The sequence below is a fragment of the Clostridium muellerianum genome (genome assembly GCF_012926525.1).
GTDB classification, from domain to species: Bacteria; Bacillota; Clostridia; order Clostridiales; family Clostridiaceae; genus Clostridium_AM; species Clostridium_AM muellerianum.
Map to the genome: position 1 here is coordinate 35,846 of NZ_JABBNI010000011.1, position 15,618 is coordinate 51,463.

Sequence of the window (15,618 nt, forward strand, 5' to 3'; positions counted from 1 at the left end):
TGATTAAAATTGAAGAAAAGAGTAAATACTATGCTTGAGATGTGTAGTATATAGCTTGAAAGTGAAATACAGAATATGTTAATTAAACTGCACATTCTCACTAAGGTGAGAATGTGCGTTTTTTTATAAAAAGGGAGAGTGATTAAATGGCAAAAAGGGCTAGAAAACTTGATATTGATAAAAGAATTAAAGAGGGATATGGCGTTGGAAGTGGACAAGAATATAAGCCGTGGATAAAGATACAAGATTTAGGATCAAAAGGAAGAAGTTCAAGATTTAAGGGTATAAAGACAGGACGGCAGCATGATGTGTTATCAGATATGGAAAGAAATTATCTGAATTTATTGGAATATTCTGATTATGTACTGGATATAAAAGAGCAGTATCCATTGCAACCACTGTCAGAAACTTTAAGTATTGCAAAGGAATTAGGAATAGAACATCCGAAAAACAGAAAAACAGGTGAATACATAGTTATGACAACAGATTTTTTTATAAGTATAAAACAAGATGAAAATCTAATTGATGTAGCTAGAACTATTAAAAGCAAAGATGATCTTTTAAATAGAAGGATTATAGAAAAGTTTGAAATTGAGCGCATTTATTGGGAGAGAAGAGGTATAAGCTGGGCTATAGTTACTGAAGATGAAATAAATAAAACAATTGCAGAAAATATAATTTTTTTTAACAGCTATTATAACATAGACATGCTAGATTCGTTTTCTAATATTGAAAGTACAGAAGTTACAGATTTGGTTTTAGAATATATAAGAAGAATAATTGATTCAACAGAAACTGTTAGAGTAGTATCATCTTTATTTGATAGAGATATGTCATTACCGAAGGGAACAGGAATATCTTTATTTAAACATTTATTAGCAAGAAAAGTAATTAAAATAGATATAACTGAATCAATTAATATTGATAAAAAAGTTGATGTTGAAATTTCAAATGATGCATTGAGTAAGGAGTTTAAAACGTTATGATATCTGAAAACACAGTTTATAAGTATATGGATGATGTGGGTGAAAGAATAAGAATAATTTACATTGATGAACCTAAAGACGAATTCGCTTTTGTTAGTTTAGATATTGAATTTTGTATGCCTAAATGGGAAAAGTTAAGTAAAATTAAAGAAGAAATTGATAATAATGTATTAGTTAAAATCTCTGATCCATATTTAAAAAGTATTGACGAGAATAGCATATCTCAATTGGAAAGGGAAAAAAGAGACTCCTATTGGAAAATAGTTAGTGATGTATATGAAAATAGATTGTTAGAAATTTTAAAGTCAAAAACAAGAGCTAAAGTTATACAAGATATATCTGAGATTTCAGGCATGGCAGACATAACTTTAAAAAGAATATTCAGTAAATTCTGGAAAAGAGGAATGAGTAAAAATGCATTACTTCCTGATTATAAAAAACTAGGAGGAAAAGGAAAAGAAAAAAAGCTATCTGATAAAAAGATAGGTAAACCTAGAAGAGTTGATGCTAATGGTGATGTTGTTATAGGTATAAACGTTACGGAAGATATAAAAAGGCAGTTTGAATTAGCAATTGAGAAATGTTATAGAGACAGTAATAAAATAAGCCTTGTTGAAACTTATAATTATGTTTTAACACATTTTTTTTCAGATCCTATCATTAAAAATGGAGAAAAAGATTTTATTGTTTGGGATAAAGATAGAATACCTACTTATGATCAATTCTATTATTGGTTTAAAAAATTTAAGGATCCTAAAAAAGATATTATTTTTAGAGATGGAATTAAGGAATTTGAGTTAAACAATAGGGAATTACTAAGTAATTCAACTATTGAAACAAATGGTCCAGGTACTCGGTTTCAAGTTGATGCTACAGTTGCGGATGTTTATTTGGTTAGTTCATTAGATAGGAATAGAATAATAGGAAGACCAGTAGTATATGCAATAATTGATGTATTTTCAAGGCTTGTAACAGGTATTTATGCAGGATTAGAAGGCCCATCATGGATGGGTGCAATGATGGCATTAGATAATATGATATCTGACAAGGTAGAATTTTGTAAAAGTTATGGCATAAATATCAATGAAGAACAGTGGCCTGCACACCACCTACCAGATATTTTAATAGCAGATAGAGGTGAATTTGAAGGATATTCAGTAGAAAATTTAATTAACAACTTAAATATTAAAGTTGAAAACACACCACCTTATAGAGGTGATTTGAAAGGAATTGTTGAAAGATACTTCAGAACTTTAAATATAAAGTTGAAACATATGACACCAGGTGCAATTCAAAAAGAATTTAGGAAAAGAGGAGATGCTGATTATAGATTAGATGCAACTCTTACTTTAGAAGAATTTATGAAGATATTTATTAATCTTGTTATACATCACAACAAAAAAATAATTAATGAATATCCAATAGAAAAAGAAATGTTAATAGATAATGTAGTTGCCACACCATTACAGTTATGGAATTGGGGAATAGAGAATAAAAAAGGAAGATTAAGAATTGTTGATAGGGAAATATTAAGGCTAAATATTCTTCCAAAAGGTAAAGCAAGTGTTTCTAGAGCAGGTATTAAATTCAAAGGCTTATATTATGGGTCAAAAAAGGCGCTAGAAGAGCAGTGGTTTATTAAATCGAAAGTGAGGAGCAAAGAAATAGTTTATGATCCTAGAAATATGAATAATATATATATACTACATAAAGATGGTAGAGCCTTTGAGTCTTGCTATCTTTTAGAAAAAAGTAAGCAATATAAGGATTGTATCTTAGAAGAGATTATATTGAATTTTGAACTTATTTCTGAATTGAAAGAAATGCAAAAGAGTAACCAAAATCAATTGAATGTTGATATAGATAATGAAATAAGAAAAATAGTTAAAAAAGCTCAAATAGCAAAATCAAAAGAATTAGATTATGGAATGAGCAAAAGTAAGAGAGTTAAAGGTATAAAAGATAATAGAGCGGTTGAAAAAGAATTTAATAGAGAAAAAGAAAGTTTTAGAATTGAAGAAGAAGCAAAAAGTTCAGATAAGATTTCAGAAGTAATTAGCTTACCTAAGATTAATGAGAAATTAGAGAAAAAGAGTAATATTGGTAACAGTAGAATAATGGAAATGATTAAAAAGAAAAGAGATGAGAGACGTGAAAAATAATGAAAGAATAATTATATTAAAAGGTGATGTTGAAAGGGCTAATTATAAGGAACAGGAAATAGAGGAATACAAAGAAAACCCTTTTATAGAGGCATTACCAAATATATTTTCTGACGATGAGGTTATAGATAGATTCACATCAATACCAATAATTACAGATAATGATAAAGTTAAACCATCAAACTTAAGGTATCATATTATAAAAAGAGCTAAAAATTTTGTTCAACCTTTACCAGAGCATATTAGGGTAGAAAGAAAATTATCAGTATTAATTAGACGTGGATATTTGGCCAGGAATCCTTTGGATAAAACTTTTTTGGAAAGATTAAGAATATTAAATGAATTAAGAAATGAGGGTTCTGATATAAAAAATGTTAATGAAAAGATGAGTCATATTAGATCTACAGCTGATAGTTTATTAGTTATAGGAATATCAGGAATTGGAAAGACCACAGCTATTGAAAGGCTTTTATTGATGTATCCACAAATAATAAAGCATGAACAATATAAAGGTGAAAATTTTACTAGAACGCAAATAGTGTGGCTTAAAATAGATTGTTCTTATGATGGAAGTTTACCAGCTCTTTGTAAAAGTTTTTTTAGCGCTATAGATGATTTGTTGGGTACAAGATACTTAGAGAAGTTTGGCTATACTAATAAAATCACATCTTCAATGATATTGCATATGACCACCTTGGTTAGTATGTATGGCATGGGGGTATTAGTAATTGATGAAATTCAGCAATTACTTAGTTCTAAAGAAGATAGAGAAGAAATGTTGAACTTTTTTGTTACTCTCAGCAATATTGTAGGTATTCCAACCATACTTATAGGTACAAATGAGGCACAAAAAATGTTTACTAACTTTAGACAAGCAAGAAGAGCAGGAAGTGTTGGATCAGTAATATGGGATAGAATGACTAAAGAAAGTGCTGAATGGAACTTTTTCTTGGAAACTTTGTGGGAATTTCAATGCTTGAAAGAAAATACTGTTTTATCAGATGAAATAAGGAATGCATTTTATGATGAGTGCCAAGGAATAACCGTAGTCGCAGTTAGTATATTTATACTAGCACAGGAAAGAGCATTAAGTGAAGGAAAAGAAAAGATAACATGTGAAATGTTAAGAAGTACTGCAAAAGAAGATCTTTCCATGATTCAACCCATGATAAAGGCTCTTAGAGATAATGATATATATGCAATAAGACGATATGGAGATATTTCAATAAATTTAGATGATATAGCTTTTAATTATAGAAAAGATATTGATTTAACTGGAAGAATAGAAGAACTATTTAGAGAACGTAATAATACTATAGACCTTAAGAGGAGAAGTGTTATAGAAGGTCTAGTAATAGATTTATGTTCAATAGGCATATTTGATAGTTTGGATGATATACAAATAAAGAAGTTGGTTGAAAAATTAGTACAGAAACAGCCAATAAATAAGGAATATAACGATATAAAGATTATGGCAATAAAAGAAGCAATGGAACTTAATGAAAAAATAAAAAGTGGCAAATTGAAGGAAAAGATTAAACCTAGAGAAGTTGGATTATTGTCTTTATATGATAAAGCAATAAAAACTAAAGAACATCCATATGAAGTATTAAAACGAAATGAGTATATTAAAAATCCAATTGATGAATTTTTAATAGCAGAGTAAATAAAATAAGGGAGTAAATAATGATGATTGATTTTTTTACTGATCCATACCCTGAGGAGTTAATTAGTAGTGTTTGTGCAAGATATGACTATTATATTGGCAATGTTAATAAGAAGGATACCCTAATGGAGCTGTTTGGAAAAAGAGATATAGCATCATTTAAATTATTTCCTTCCAGATTAGGTTATCTTGAGAAACAATTAAGTAATAAAACATATACATCTGATTATTTTATATACAATCATACAGTAGTTCCCTTATATTTACCATTTATAACTAAAAGTAAACAAATAGAAGTAATAAATTTGATGAAATCTGAAGGAAGTTCTGCAATATATCATATATTAGGTATATCCACAGGAGATATTAAAACTATAAAAGGATATAGGTATTGTCCAGAATGCGTAAAAAGTGATGAAAGCATGTTTGGAGAACCGTATTTTCACACGTATCATCAATTGCAAGGGGTGATGGTTTGTCATAAACATGGATGTTTGTTGCAAGAATATAATGTAGAGCCGAGCTCTAGGTTCATAAGATTAGATATTAATAGACTGAATTCGATTAAACCAATGTTTTATGAAAAAGGTATTAATGAAATGCTAATAAAAATAGCTAAAGCTGCATACTTTATTTTAACATTACCTTATTTAGAGTACAGCGTGGAAGATATAAAACATAAATTAATGATATTATTAAATAGGAAAAATTATATTACTCATAAAAATAAGATTAGACAGAATAAGTTAATAAATGATTTTTCTTCATATTATGGACATGTTATATTACAATTGTTAAACTCAAAAATTAATGATATTAAAGTAAATTGGATTAGAAATATTGCTCAAAATAGAGGAAGTGTTGTAAATCCACTAAGGTATATATTACTTATTTTATTTCTAACTAATGATGATATAAAGATGTTCTTTAAAGTTCAAGAAGATGAGAACCCTTTTGGAAAAGGACCTTGGCCATGCTTAAATCCGATTTCAGAACATTATTTAGAAAAAGTTATAGATAAATGTGAAATTGAAAATGGCTATAGGTCAAATATCCCTAAAGGAATATTTAAATGTAAATGTGGATACGTATATACTAGAACTGGACGAGATATAAGTGAAGAAGATATGTTCAGAAAAAGTAAAGTAATAGAAAGAGGAGAAAAGTGGAAAATAGAGTTTGTAAAGCACTTAGAGCAAAGCAATTATAATGTATCATATACTTCTAAAAAGATGGGATGCTCTAAAGTCTATGTTAAAGGATATATAGAGAGACAGGGATTTATAACTCAAGAAGAAGTTGCACAAAGAAGAAAAAAAGATAACTTCATTGAATATAGCAACCAAATCATCAATTATATGAAATCAAATCCAAATTGTCTAAGGGAGGATATTCGTCTAAACTTGAAAAAGCAAGTTAGTTGGTTTAAAAACAATAATCCAAAGTGGCTAGAAGATAATTTACCAAAACCAACTAAACGTTTTAAATTAAATTTAAATAGAATAAGTTATGAAGAGTTAGATAAGGAAACTTTAAAGAGTGTAAAAATAAAATATAAAGAGTTAATTTCTTTAGAAAAACCTAAAAGAATAACATTATCAATTATTGAAGATAGTTTGAACTTTAAATTATATACACGTATTCATAATTTACCTAAAACAAAGAAATATTTTGATGAAATATTAGAAACCGTGGATGAATTCAGATTAAGAAGAGTTAAAATTTTTTGTGACAAACTATATAAGAATGAAATTAAAACAACAAAATCTTATATAATAGGTAAAACTGGCATATTAAAAAAACAAATATCAAATGAATTAATGGAACAAATTAATGAAATTATTGATGATTATTTAAAGAAAATAATTAAGTAAAATATAGTATAAAAATGGAATGGGTGGTTATAAATGTATTTAAAAAGGAGAAAAATAAAATGCATTTTTTTACAGACCCATACAAGGATGAACTTGTATATTCAGCAATTGCAAGATATCACTATTATACAGGGAACTTAGATTGTAGGGATACCTTAGAAGAGACGTTTGGCAACAGGAATACAATTCCTAGTTTAGAGATAGGAAGCAACATAAATACATTGGCTAAAAATTTAGGAGGAAAATATACGGCAAAGTATATTATAGACAATCATACTATTTTTCCTTTTTATAGCCCGTTTTTACCAATGCAAAGAAAAAGAGAACTCACCAAGGAAATAAAATGTAAGGATGGTAAAGGAATTTATACAAAATTAGGTTTAGTATCAGGAAGTATATGCAAAAAGATAGGAATATACTACTGTCCATGTTGTGCTAGTAATGAATTAAAGACATATAAAGAAGCGTATATTCATAGAGAACATCAGTTGCAAGGTATATATGTATGTCCTCATCATGGAGTCAAATTGAAGAAATATGTTATAGATAAAACTAACTCTAGTAGAATTGAATTTATAAGATTAAATGAAAAATTACTTGATTTAAGAAGCATAAATTTAGCTAATAAAAATTATGAAGATAAGTTGTTTAAAATATCAAAGGATGCATATAACCTATTGCAGATGGATTTACATTTTATATCTAAAGAAAAAGTATTGGAAAAATATCAGAACTTATTATATGAAAAAGGTTTAACTACTCCAAGTAAGAGAATAAAACAAAACGAGTTATATGAAGAGTTCATAGCATTTTATGGTGAACAGTTTTTAGAATTAATGGAATCTAGTATAGATAATTATAATGAGTATAATTGGCTTAGAGTAGTTACTAGAGATTTAAGTAGAACAGTACACCCAATAAGACATTTGCTATTAATAAATTTTTTAGTTAATGATATAAATGAATTTTTTAAGGGGATAAATAAAGAATTTAACCCTTTTGGAGCAGGTCCATGGCCATGCTTAAACAAGGTAGCAGATCATTATAAAATGGATGTAGTAACGGATTTAAAAATAACATCAGATTATAAAACTAGATTACCAGTTGGAACTTTCAAATGTGATTGTGGTTTTATGTATTCGAGAAAAGGCCCTGATAATCATGAGAATGATAGGTATAAGATAGGTAGGATAAAAAGCTTTGGAGGTCTATGGGAAAGTAAGTTAAAAAAATATTTAAGACAAGGATATGGGCTTAGAGAATTAGCAAGACTTATGTGCTGTGATCCTAAAACTATATTGAAATTTGATGCTTTATTAGGAGTAAATTATTTTAATAGGCATAGAAGTTTGGTAAATGTAGAAGTTAAAGAAAAAATAGGGAATAGTAATATATTAGAAAAATATAAAGAGGTAATTTTGCAAATTGTAGTTCAAAATCCAACATCAACAAGAACTGAAATAAGAGAAATGTGTGGAAAAGAGTATATGTATCTGTATAGAAACGATAAAGAGTGGTTACAAAGAAATTTGATGAACAAAAATAAAGTTGCTAAAGGCAATAAAAAAGTGGATTGGATTAAAAGAGATGAAGAAATTATTGATTTGATAAAAGATAAATATAAGGAATTGCTAAGTGAAGAGACTCCTGTAAGAATAACAAAGTTTGGTATAGGAAGATCTTTAGGAATCCTTACGACTCTAGTAAATAACATTTATAGGTTGCCAAGAACAGAAAAATATTTAAAAGAGATAACAGAAACAGTAGAAGAATTTCAAATAAGAAGATGTAAAAAGATAATAGATAGAAAATTGAAAAACGATGAAGATATAAGGATTTGGAAGATACAAAGAACTGCAGCTATTAGGGGTGAGGATTTTGAAAAAATAAAAGAAAAAATTTTGGATTATATTAATGTAGAAAATAACAATGAGATACATGAGCAAGGAAGCGGTTAAGATAAAAGTTTGGCCTTTTTCAAAAGGAGAAAAAGCAAGGCTAACATGGATAGGAGAGCTTTTGAGGAAAATGATAAATCGATTGTTAATATATATTTTAAAAGTAATAAAGCTTCAAATAGAATTACATTAGACTGGGAAAGCACATATTTTCTATCAGTAGAAAAGTATCATACTAGTTGAAATTTAAATAATGAAGAAGTTAGGACAGACATTAATGTTTAGTTACAATGAGCAAATAGGTATTAACATATTCAAATGTAATAGATTAAAAGGATAAAGGCACTCTTCTATCGAAATACGAATAGGGAAGAATGTCTTTTGTTATTTAAGAGTTTATTTACTAATTATGTAATATCCAATTAAAAGTTTAAATCATATATAAAATATGACGAGTTTCATGAATTTAATGGAAAATATTATAATAGTATACCAATAATTACAGTTTTTATTAAGGAAATATAAAGGATAATTATGAATGTTTGTTGAATTATGTAAATATAACGTTTTAGATTGGGTAATAGATTATCTATACATAATTAAAGAAATGAGGTGATGCTAAGATGGGAAAGATATCTTTTATACACTTATCTGATATTCATTTTGTAAAAACTAGTGGGAATTCGGCTGATATTGATAGTGATCTAAGAGATGTACTTCTTACAGATATAAGAATTAATGCAACTGAGAATTTAAAAAGAATTGATGGAGTTTTAGTGGGTGGGGATATAGCGTTTTCTGGAAGCAGGGAAGAGTATATAAAAGCTAGAAAATTCTTAGAAGAAATAACAAATTTGTTTAATATAAGTAAAAGTTCAGTGTATTGTGTACCGGGAAACCATGATGTTGATCAAAATATACCTAGAAAAAGCTCCATTGTATACGAAGCACAGTGCCGATTAGATGGTATAAAATCACTAGATGAAACAGATAGGGCATTTGAGAGTTATATAAATGATGTTTGTTATAATGATCTTTTATTTAAGACAACTCAAGAATATAATAATTTTGCAAGTATGTTTGGGTGTAATACACATTCAGGTATGATTAATTGGACTCATACCTTTAATTTAGATTATAATATGAAACTTAAGATTCAAGGGATAAATTCATGTTTTCTTTCTAATGCAGATGATCATAAATACCCAAAAGATAATAGATTAATGTATATTGGACAAGCACAGATTCCCAACAGAGAACAAGACACGGTTATGATGTCATTATGCCATCACCCACCAGAGTGTTGGAAATTTCTTTTGGATATTCAAACAAAGATGAATAGAAGAGTAGATATACAATTATATGGTCATAAGCATACACAATCAGTTTTATTAACAAAAGATAATGTGATTATCAAATCAGGTGCAGCACAACCTGTTAGAGGCGATGACTGGAATCCACGATATAATTGGATAACAATAGAATGCGTGATGTCTAATAATAAAAAAATAATTAAAATACTGATTTACCCAAGAACACTGGCTGAACATAGAGATGGATTTATTCCAGACGTAGACCTTTGTGCTGGTAAGAATTTTATTGAACATATATTGAATATTGATGAAAAAAGAGAAAAAGACTTGTCAGATATATTTTTAAAAAAAGAACAAAACAATGAAGATATTAATTTAGAATGGAAAGAAAAGAACAGTAACGAATCTGAAGTTCAGATAAATGAACGTGAATTGGCGTATAAATTTTTTGATCTCTCATATATAAGGCAGACTGAGATTCTAATTGAACTTGATTTGCTAGAGGAAGACGATAGAGCTAGGCGGTATTCCGATATAATAACTAAAATAATTAACAAAGCTAAATTGGGAAACAAAATGTATGAGCTATGGAACAAAATAAATGATTAGAAGTAAAAGGGAGGAAAACTATGAAAGATAAGTTTTGTGAATGGTATAAGTTTGTTTGCTTAGATCCAACTCATGAGCAATTGAAGAATCGTTGGGATAGTTTGCAAGAGTATTGTGAGAATGAAGACATTAATGTTTTAGAATTGACCAAGTTATTTTTTGGATTACCAACAGAGGAAGCTTTTAAAGCAGAGTTTGTTGAATCATACAGTAATAGAGATATGACGTTTCTATATGAGAATGAACGCGAAATATCCATGCTTGCTGGGGCGACATTAATGGAATTGCTAGAAAAAAACATACAAGTAACTAATATTGTGTTGGCCATTATGTGTATTGCATTATTCAAGCAAGAAAGTATTATTCCAGAGGTCATAGATATTGTTTCTGATAAACTAGATGATATAGCCACTGACATAAGAAAATCAGAAACCGAGCACAGTATGAGGTACATAACGAATAAAGGTATAAGTGAATTAGCCAAAACTTTGGAGTCAGGAACATTTACCCCAGAAAGTATTATTGCTTTTTCAAAAACACTTGGTCAGATAGTATCAAATTTTAATATACTTCAGAACAATCAAGAAAACATGGAAAAGTCATTAGAAATTTACAAAGAAGACTCTGATATTTTGTCTTGGTTATTCGGAGAGTGGAGTAATGACTTGAAAAAGCAGTTAAATAAGAAGGTCAATCAAAATCAAATATCACTTGTTATTGGTAAAGAGTTAGCTGATTTAGTTAAACTGATTCCCGGGCCATATGCTGCAAAAGCTTTTTTAAGGAAGATGTTAGGACACTGCAAAGTAGATAAAAACAATATTACATTAGTGGAAATTATAGATTTGTTGGATGAAGATTGGAAGAAACAGTTACTTAATGATTATAGTATAATCGGAGATGGAGAAAATACACCAATTTTGCTAGCTATTTCTAAATCATTAGAGACAAGTGAACAAAACGTTTGGAAATATGCATATCAAAAAGTAATGGAAATTAATGTAGAAGAAGTGAAGAGTGATCCACTGACTTGGTCATATCAAATGTATTTGGAATGTCTATTAGTTAAAGATAATATAAGCGAGGAATAGTTATGGATATTAAACCTACAGTTGAAAATGATGAAAATATAAATAAGCTTATTAATGATGATATAGAAACTGATATAAGTGATAGAGATATTACTGATGAGGAGCTTTCTAATAGTGAAAAAAAGGGAATACGTCGGTTACCATCAGGGAGAGCACTTACTTTAGGAGAAACTTATGAAATAACAGCATCAGAAAATACCAAAATCATTATTCTTATCGGACCGTCTGCATGCGGAAAAACGACCATTGAAACAACACTGTACCAGATGTTTCAGAATGATGTAGTTGGAGACTATTACTTTGCCGGTTCTAAAACCTTACAAGGCTATGAGCAAAGATCATATTATACCAGAACGAAGTCAAAACAAAATATATCCACTACACCTAGAACTAGCCGTGGATCGCAAGAGACTTTTTTACACTTAAAGTTATGGAATTGTAAAACCGATAAGTATATAAATTTTCTTTTTGCAGACCTGTCTGGTGAAGATTTCGAGAATCATATAGCTAGCATCGAATCAATGAAGAAAGATTTTAATTTTATTAAATCAGCAGATTACATTATAGCTGTTCTCGATGGAAAGTTATTAGCTGATAAAAGAAGAAGAAATGGTGCATTTGAAGAGATGGCACAGTTGTTACGAACAATATTTGATGCAGGGCTTTATACTGCTCACACAAATTTACAAGTAGTAACTAGTAAATATGATATTATTAAAGAAATCTTATTGAAAGATCCATCTGTAGAAACATTTACTACAAGAGTGAAAGTAGAACTAGAACAACGCCTAAAATCATATATTAATGAAATTAATTTTTATAATGTTGCTGCTATGCCGAATGATAATACAATATTTGAGGTGGGACATGGAATTAAAGAATTAATGGATTCGTGGTCCACCCCACAAAATAGTATAGTTTTATCGTTTAAAAATAATAAAAGAGAAAGAAAAGTTAAATCTGAGTTTGATAAACTCTATGAAAAGCTTTTAGGTGATAGTAATGGATAATTTAAAACGATGCTATATAATGGGACTTCCTAATGCAGGTAAGACTACATATTTAGCGGCATTATGGTATTCTTTAAACAATGCATCGATGCAAAATAGAATAAAATTAAATACAATAGGCAATGCAAAATACTTAGCAGATCTTAGCAAAAGATGGGTTAATGCAGACCAATTAGATAGAACTAAATTAGGATATGAAGAAACTGAAATATCAATAGATATTATTGATGAAAACAAAAATATTTTCAATCTAAGATTCCCTGACTTTTCTGGAGAAACTTTTCAAAATCAATATGAGAAGCGAGAAATTTCAGATGAACTAGTTGAATATATTAGATCAGCAGATGGTATATTGATGTTTATAAATGTTAATGATATAAAAGGAATCACTTTTATTACAGACATGCCTAATGATTCTATTCCCTTACAAGATAAGGCTGAAATGGGTGAGAGGAATTATCCAGTACGTAATCCTAAGCAAGATGATCCAATACAAATTCAAGTAATTGAACTTTTACAATTTGTAAAATTAATAAAAAACAACAAAGTTTCTAATCTTGGTATTGTACTATCAGCGTGGGATTTAACAAAAAACTTAAAAGTTAAGCTAACACCGGAAGAATATATAAAGAAAGAAATGAATATGTTATGGCAATTTTTAAAATCTAATAATATATTCCTAACAAGTTTCTGGGGAGTAAGTGCACAAGGTGGAGAATTAGAATCTAGAGACGATTTGTTAAATATAGATGAACCTATGAAAAGAATAGTTGTTGAAAGCAATTGTGGAGAAATTAGTCATGATATTACATTGCCTATTTATAAGGTGGTAGGTGGAGAAAATGTTGAATAGACAAATTTTAATTGAACAATCTTTACATGGATATGCAAATGGGCATCATTTAATCGCTTCATCTATAAATTTATCGGAAAAATCAAAACGAAAAATGGAAATTTTAAGTGATTTATCAGGTCCTGAAATTCAAAGTGGATTTGAGGAATATTATACTGGTTACTTTTTACCGGATGATAACAAAGCTGTTTTAAGCTATACCTGGTATGCTTATGAAATGCAGAGACCGGGATGTGTGTGGACACAGTCAGTGCTTATAGAACCAAGGGATCTATGTGCAATAGGAGCAAATATCAATCAGTTGATTAATATTTTTATCAGGCCAAATAATTCAGAAGGTTTCATAAGGTATACTAAACAGGTATTGATAAAAGCAGAAAAAGATATTAATACTTTGTCTATGGATAATACAAAACTAAAATATCTGATTTGGGCTATATGGGGAAATGAATCGCCTTCGATTATTTTGGCGGAAAACTCAAATTATTATGCAAAAGAATTGATATATCTTTGGACTCGACATAACAAAGATATGAAACAAGGATTTTCATTTTCAACAGGTTCATTAGCGATTAGAAAGTTTGAAACCGAAACATTAAATCTACAAGTTGTACCAAAATATATTATCAATAATGTATTGAGAACGGAAAATGAATGTAAAGTTCTTCAAGAAATTAGTTCCATAAGAGCTTTTCCTGTCTGGATAGATAAATCATGTGAATTTGAGGTTGGAGATTCTTGGGAAAACTTTAATAGATTCAGAAACAAATTTGGAGAACAATATTTACAAAGCAAATATTTTGCACAGTTTGTTAAAATATATGTTGGTGCTAGAGCAGAAATGAGATGTATAGATATTGCTGAAGGATTGAATATTATTCAAAAGATATTTCCAACAATTGAAAAAGAAAAACTAGGCAGTCTATTTATAGATCTCTATATAGATGATGAATTTTGTGAATGGGGTAGTAAGAATGATTCATCGAAAATTTTATTGTATCTCGTTGATAGTAATTGGCTTTCAATTAACCCAATACAACTCAAAGTGTTAATAAATATAGGATTAATGACAGATAAAGTTAATTCCCAAAAATTAGTAAGGTATTTAGCAAAAAGTGATATTGGCAATATTGGGGAAAATGTGCTAACAATATACGCAGAAACAATTCCACTTGAAATGTTTGATGATTTTACTAACATGGAATTAAATATGTGTAGCCGGCTGGTAATGCTGAACCCCGATTTGGCTCAATGTGTAAAAATATGGTATCAACCCAAAGTATTTCAAGAAGAGATTTTACAGTGTTTAAAAATACAAACCAAAAGAGTTGAATTGGAAGATTATATATTGTTTGTAGTTTTAAATAATAGTATATATGATTTTGGTAGGGAACTATTTGATTTGTTTGGTGAAAAATCAGTTATTGTTTTTTTTGATTATTTATTAGGTATTAGAACTCTAGCCAGTAAAAACCCTGAATCAATTAAAGAAGTATGTAAAAATCATGAGCAATATTGTATGAAAATTATAGAAACAAAATATAAGGAACTTGATAATTATCAATTGATTCTGATGCTTGAGATTATCAATCTTTTTTCTAACATTGTCCTGAAGATGAATGAAAAATTGCTGGTATCAATTTTTGATAAGATCAATATCAATGAATTAACATATGAAGATAAGATGAAGGTGGCATTATTTTATTTTCCTATTATTCTGCAGTCAAGTACTATATTTCCTCTGCATAATGTTAATTTTGTATTTAAAATGATTTATTCTAGTGTCGCAAAGCAAACCTTTCCAAATAGTGAATGGGATAAAATCGAAAAATTATTACCTGAAAATTCATGGTTTAACCAATGGGATAAATGTAAGAGATTAAGAAAAGCCATAAAAAGAAAAGGATATAAACTAAAAATAGTTGAATCAAATGAAAACTCAGATATAGATATTAATTTGCTGTAGTTAAAAGGGAACCTGTTTTATATTTTGGATACTACATGTTTTAAAAGGTTTTCAGCCGTTAGCAGAAAAAAAGATCTCCTTTGATAAAATGTAGTGGATCTATCAAACTCAACAATATATTATTTGGCTTATATTATGCATAGTTGCGCATAATATAGGTCAGGTGAAACTATATTTAGTGTTGCTAAGT

At 28.7% G+C, this 15,618-nt stretch carries 11 protein-coding genes; all 11 read left to right on the plus strand.

What is annotated here, in order from left to right:
* Positions 1 to 146 precede the first annotated feature (146 nt).
* The gene (locus HBE96_RS05805) at positions 147 to 986 is read left to right on the plus strand and encodes a TnsA endonuclease N-terminal domain-containing protein (protein WP_169296814.1); all 840 of its coding nucleotides are present in this window, start codon (positions 147 to 149) and stop codon (positions 984 to 986) included.
* Positions 983 to 3,148 (plus strand): Mu transposase C-terminal domain-containing protein, encoded by a 2,166-nt coding sequence (locus HBE96_RS05810; protein ID WP_169296815.1) that lies wholly within the window; start codon positions 983 to 985, stop codon positions 3,146 to 3,148. Before HBE96_RS05805 ends, HBE96_RS05810 begins: the two co-directional genes overlap by 4 nt.
* Positions 3,138 to 4,814 (plus strand): ATP-binding protein, encoded by a 1,677-nt coding sequence (locus HBE96_RS05815; RefSeq protein ID WP_425350704.1) that lies wholly within the window; start codon positions 3,138 to 3,140, stop codon positions 4,812 to 4,814. The genes HBE96_RS05810 and HBE96_RS05815 overlap by 11 nt, the downstream gene beginning before the upstream one ends.
* 23 nt (positions 4,815 to 4,837) lie before the next feature.
* On the plus strand, positions 4,838 to 6,688 hold the full coding sequence (locus HBE96_RS05820; RefSeq protein ID WP_169296817.1) for a TnsD family Tn7-like transposition protein: 1,851 nt from the start codon (positions 4,838 to 4,840) through the stop codon (positions 6,686 to 6,688).
* A 59-nt stretch (positions 6,689 to 6,747) separates the two neighbouring features.
* The gene (locus tag HBE96_RS05825; RefSeq protein ID WP_169296818.1) at positions 6,748 to 8,646 is read left to right on the plus strand and encodes a TnsD family Tn7-like transposition protein; all 1,899 of its coding nucleotides are present in this window, start codon (positions 6,748 to 6,750) and stop codon (positions 8,644 to 8,646) included.
* Positions 8,647 to 8,691: 45 nt separating this feature from the next.
* Positions 8,692 to 8,829 carry a hypothetical protein gene (locus HBE96_RS05830; protein WP_169296819.1) on the plus strand — a complete coding sequence of 46 codons (138 nt, stop codon included), beginning with the start codon at positions 8,692 to 8,694 and terminating at the stop codon, positions 8,827 to 8,829.
* Between the two features lie 380 nt (positions 8,830 to 9,209).
* Complete coding sequence (locus tag HBE96_RS05835; protein ID WP_169296820.1) at positions 9,210 to 10,508, plus strand: metallophosphoesterase; 1,299 nt, start codon at positions 9,210 to 9,212, stop codon at positions 10,506 to 10,508.
* 20 nt (positions 10,509 to 10,528) lie between these two features.
* Complete coding sequence (locus tag HBE96_RS05840; RefSeq protein ID WP_169296821.1) at positions 10,529 to 11,599, plus strand: GTPase-associated system all-helical protein GASH; 1,071 nt, start codon at positions 10,529 to 10,531, stop codon at positions 11,597 to 11,599.
* Positions 11,600 to 11,601: 2 nt separating this feature from the next.
* Positions 11,602 to 12,609 carry a TRAFAC clade GTPase domain-containing protein gene (locus HBE96_RS05845; protein WP_169296822.1) on the plus strand — a complete coding sequence of 336 codons (1,008 nt, stop codon included), beginning with the start codon at positions 11,602 to 11,604 and terminating at the stop codon, positions 12,607 to 12,609.
* Positions 12,602 to 13,462 (plus strand): TRAFAC clade GTPase domain-containing protein, encoded by an 861-nt coding sequence (locus HBE96_RS05850; RefSeq protein ID WP_169296823.1) that lies wholly within the window; start codon positions 12,602 to 12,604, stop codon positions 13,460 to 13,462. Before HBE96_RS05845 ends, HBE96_RS05850 begins: the two co-directional genes overlap by 8 nt.
* Positions 13,452 to 15,428: a GAP1-N1 domain-containing protein gene (locus tag HBE96_RS05855; protein ID WP_169296824.1), complete on the plus strand. Its 1,977-nt coding sequence runs from the start codon at positions 13,452 to 13,454 to the stop codon at positions 15,426 to 15,428. The genes HBE96_RS05850 and HBE96_RS05855 overlap by 11 nt, the downstream gene beginning before the upstream one ends.
* Positions 15,429 to 15,618 lie beyond the last annotated feature (190 nt).

Excerpts from the sequence above, each read along its gene's own strand:
- HBE96_RS05805 (WP_169296814.1), top strand. The coding sequence starts at position 147 with ATGGCAAAAAGGGCTAGAAAACTTGATATTGATAAAAGAATTAAAGAG.
- HBE96_RS05810 (WP_169296815.1), top strand. The coding sequence starts at position 983 with ATGATATCTGAAAACACAGTTTATAAGTATATGGATGATGTGGGTGAA.
- HBE96_RS05820 (WP_169296817.1), top strand. The coding sequence starts at position 4,838 with ATGATTGATTTTTTTACTGATCCATACCCTGAGGAGTTAATTAGTAGT.
- HBE96_RS05825 (WP_169296818.1), top strand. The coding sequence starts at position 6,748 with ATGCATTTTTTTACAGACCCATACAAGGATGAACTTGTATATTCAGCA.
- HBE96_RS05830 (WP_169296819.1), top strand. The coding sequence starts at position 8,692 with ATGGATAGGAGAGCTTTTGAGGAAAATGATAAATCGATTGTTAATATA.
- HBE96_RS05835 (WP_169296820.1), top strand. The coding sequence starts at position 9,210 with ATGGGAAAGATATCTTTTATACACTTATCTGATATTCATTTTGTAAAA.
- HBE96_RS05840 (WP_169296821.1), top strand. The coding sequence starts at position 10,529 with ATGAAAGATAAGTTTTGTGAATGGTATAAGTTTGTTTGCTTAGATCCA.
- HBE96_RS05845 (WP_169296822.1), top strand. The coding sequence starts at position 11,602 with ATGGATATTAAACCTACAGTTGAAAATGATGAAAATATAAATAAGCTT.
- HBE96_RS05850 (WP_169296823.1), top strand. The coding sequence starts at position 12,602 with ATGGATAATTTAAAACGATGCTATATAATGGGACTTCCTAATGCAGGT.
- HBE96_RS05855 (WP_169296824.1), top strand. The coding sequence starts at position 13,452 with ATGTTGAATAGACAAATTTTAATTGAACAATCTTTACATGGATATGCA.